Origin of the sequence: Microcoleus sp. B13-B6 (genome assembly GCF_036705405.1) — a bacterium.
GTDB lineage: Bacteria > Cyanobacteriota > Cyanobacteriia > Cyanobacteriales > Microcoleaceae > Microcoleus.
Window position 1 is genome coordinate 1 of record NZ_JAUBUJ010000217.1, and the last position, 3,860, is coordinate 3,860.

Here is a 3,860-nt window from a genome sequence, read left to right on the forward strand (position 1 = left end):
GATGTCGAAAAAGGATTGCTGATTGCCATTCAAAAAGGCTACACAGCAGCCAACGACCCAGTAGTCTACAGCGTGCGACAATTTTTAGCTCTAGTAAGAAACCACAATCTATCGGCGGCCGATGCTGCTGCACGAGCCGGAGTAGACTTGTCTGTGATTGTCGAACTAGCCAAAATAGTTTTTGAAGAACCAAACTAGCGCTCACACAAACCTACTCATATCTAACTCATGTTAGACAGAGTTAGGCAAGTGCATTCGTTCCGGGGTCAAGCACAGAGCGGGATAAACGGCGAGCCATCAATTTAAAATCTCAAATCTCAAATCTTAAATTGTTCCAATTACCCATTACCCATTACCCATTACCAGTCAAGAGCGGTTTTAAGCACGCAACTTGGGTTAGTTGAGATGCCAATCATCTCCTTAATACTGCCCGCGCTGAGTCAGGCGAGAGCCTGTGTCGCTAACCGCTCGCTCTGAGAACTTATAGCTTTTGACTGATTCAGGTTGGTTTGAAGCTGCGCTATAAATAGCGATTAGTCAAAAAGCATAACAAAAGCGAGCGGGGATGGTAAGGGAAAATAGCAGAATTCTTCTACTTCCTGCTCAACGCGAAGCTTTGATTATGAGTTGTGAATTGACCTTTCAAATATTTGTTTGTGGAACAATTCGGCAGTAATACTTTCTCGGAAGAACGTTTTTTTCCTCATTCCCACTCCCTTTTTTTAATCAATGTTCCGCCCAAAAAGCTCAGTTCAAAAAAAGTCTGCCCTCCCGCTGCGCGTTGTGCTTACAGTCCCCAACGCTCTTCTAATTTCAACCTTACTATGTCTGACGGGATGGCTTTCTTTTCAAACAGGGCGGCAGACAATGAATGACGTAGTTGCACACCTATTGGGAGAAGCAACGAGCCGTATCTCTGACCGCCTTGACAACTACTTAACAGAAGGGGTTGGGAAAGGAGAAGGGACTTACAATCAAATTCCTACTGGTTCGGTAAACCAACTTTCCCCAAGTCAAACAGCCGGAGTCACAATCAAACCAAATGGGAAAAAAAATGGGTCAGACTCTCCAAAGACAATATTCCGTCAACAAAAAACAAATCCTGCTTTTCCCACCCCAACCTCAACATTCAACTTGAACGATTTCCTCATTAGCCCTAACTGTCAAGCCTTTATCTTAGACCGTTCGGGACGTTTAGTGGCTCGGAACGAGGTAACTGAACCAAAACCGTCTATTTCTGTTGACGGACTGCAGCGAGAAAGCGCCCAAGCTCTGCAACAAAAAGTAATCCAGCTTTCAACAGAGTATTTGCTTAAACATTATGGCAGCCTCGCTGCTATTAACAGCAGCCAAAATCTTAACTTTACTGCCAGCAACTCACTATACTTGCTACAAGTCAGACCTTTTAAAAACCCGAAAGGCTTAAATTGGCTGATTGTGGCAGTTGTACCCGAAACCGACTTCACCCAAAAAGTTCAGGCCAACACCCGCAACACTATTTTGCTCGTGCTACTGGCTTTGGTTCTTTCTATCTGCCTTTTGCTGTCCATTTCCCTAAGAATAGAACAGCGGCTGCTGCGGTTAATTTCGGCAACAGAGGCGATAGCTGGTGGCGACTTCGACTCAACAGTTTCAGGTAGCGGTATTGCCGAACTCGAAGCCCTAGCCTGTGCTTTCGAGCGCATGAATTGCCAGTTAAAAGCATCTCGCCAGCGGTTAGAAGAATATTCTGGCGATTTAAAGCGGCAAGTTGCACAGAAAACTCTTGAACTAAAACAAGCTAAAATTGCCGCCGAAAGTGCCAATCGCGCTAAAAGTACCTTTCTGGCCAATATGAGCCACGAATTGAGAACGCCTCTGAATGCGATTATCGGCTTTGCCCACCTCCTTGTGAACTCTAAAAAAACTGCACCGGAACAGCAGTCGAGTTTAGATATTATCAATCGCAGTGGCGAGCATTTGTTGAAACTAATCAACGATATTTTGTCGCTGTCCAAAATTGAAGCAGGTCAAATCACCCTCGAAGAAACTGCTGTTGACTTGTACAGTTTGCTCTCGGACATAGAACGGATGTTCCAACTCAAAGCTCAGTCGTCGGGATTGCAACTTGTTTTTGAACTCCGGAAAGATGTACCGCAATACGTCCGAACTGATGAAAGCAAGCTGCGCCAAGTTTTGATTAATCTGTTGGGTAATGCTGTTAAATTTACTGAGGCGGGTAGGGTGAAGCTGACTGTAAAATGCCTTCAGTCTATGGCTAAAAAACCTTTACCCAAATTCTTTCTCCAATTCTCTGTGAAGGATACAGGCCCAGGCATTGCGCCTGATGAGGTTAGCCGTTTGTTTAAGCCGTTCGTGCAAGCTTCTGCTGGCAGAAAATCGCAAACGGGAACGGGTTTGGGATTGCCAATCAGTAACTCTTTTGTGAAGCTGATGGGTGGTGAAATTAAGGTCAAAAGTTCTGTGGGGAAAGGAACGGTTTTTAGTTTTTACGTTAAAGTCAGTCATGCAACTGAGAGCGAAATTTATGACAGATTGCCGCAAAAACGAGTGAAGGGGTTGGCACCCAACCAACAAATATATCGCATTCTGGTAGCGGATGATGAGTCGGCAAATCGGTTGTTGCTAACTCAGATATTGAAGTCGGCTGGCTTTCTGGTGTGGTTTGCGGATAACGGAATTAAGGCTGTTAAATTGTGGCGAAAGTACAAGCCGCATTTAATTTGGATGGATTTGAGGATGCCTGCTCTAGACGGCTTTCAAGCTGCTCAAAAAATTAGAACTCTGCCTAACGGTTCTAACACTAAAATTATTGCTTTGAGCGCTAATGCTTTTGTTAAAACCCAGGAACTCGCCATGTCGAACGGCTTCGATGACTTTGTTGCCAAACCGTTCCGAGAAACAGTAATTTTTGAAAAGATGGCGCTTCATTTGGGTGTTCGCTATATCTATGTAGAGGAGTCGCCGAGGAAGTCGGAACAGGATGAGCCTGTTGTGCAACTGACTTCTGAGTCGCTGTCTGTGTTGCCGAGGGAGTTGATTGAGAAGCTTTACAAAGCAGCCGCTTGTGGAGATGAGCAAGCGGTAAGGCTGTTGATTGAGCGAATTCCCCTGTCGCAGAAGCCTCTTGCTGCGGCTCTGACTAAATTAGTTGATAATATGAGCTTAGATATTATCAGCGATTTGACTCAGAAGTGCATTTCGGCAGATTGTACTATCGCAAAATCCCAAGACTGCGATCAAAGTTAACTCGGTTTTTAGATTCGTACCTCATATATCAATATATGAAGTTCAACCTTAGTCTATCGCCAAATCCCAAGACTATTCTCAAAGTTAACTCGGTTTTGAGAATCGTACCTCAGATATCGATATCTGACGTTCACCGAGTGCATTTCGGTAGATGAGGCGAGATCACCATCCCAAGATTGCGATCAAAGTTAACTCTGTGTTTACAACCCGTACCTCAGATATCGATATATGACGTTCGGCAGATTGTACGATCACCAAATCCCAAGACTGCGATCAAAATCAACTCTGCGGTGAGAGTCTGTACCTCAGATATCGATATATGACGTTCGGCAGATTGTACAATCACCAAATCCCAAGACTGCGATCAAAGTTAACTCGGTTTTTAGAGTTCGTACCTCAGATATTGATATATGACGTTCGGTAGATCGCAAAGCATTAGGACGATTTTGTTCAGAGCAGCACGATTTGACAGAGCAATGCTGAGCAGAGGTACAGCCGATAATCTGCTAACAACTCACGCTCACTTGATTGTTTACTGCTACACAAATACTAGACAAGTCTCGACATTTGCTTCTTACTTCATCGGGAGCATGGGAGCGGTTATCCCTCAG

General features: G+C 44.5%; 2 protein-coding genes and 1 pseudogene. All 3 read left to right on the plus strand.

The window, feature by feature from the left end:
• A pseudogene (locus QUB35_RS38610) lies at positions 1-198 on the plus strand (hypothetical protein); the annotation flags it as partial.
• Between the two features lie 669 nt (positions 199-867).
• Positions 868-3,249, plus strand: a complete 2,382-nt coding sequence (locus QUB35_RS38615) for an ATP-binding protein (RefSeq protein WP_333148315.1) — start codon at positions 868-870, stop codon at positions 3,247-3,249.
• 410 nt (positions 3,250-3,659) lie between these two features.
• Positions 3,660-3,860: hypothetical protein (locus tag QUB35_RS38620; RefSeq protein WP_333148317.1), on the plus strand; the 201-nt coding region annotated here is incomplete at its 3' end.

Excerpts from the sequence above, each read along its gene's own strand:
- QUB35_RS38615 (WP_333148315.1), top strand. The coding sequence starts at position 868 with ATGAATGACGTAGTTGCACACCTATTGGGAGAAGCAACGAGCCGTATC.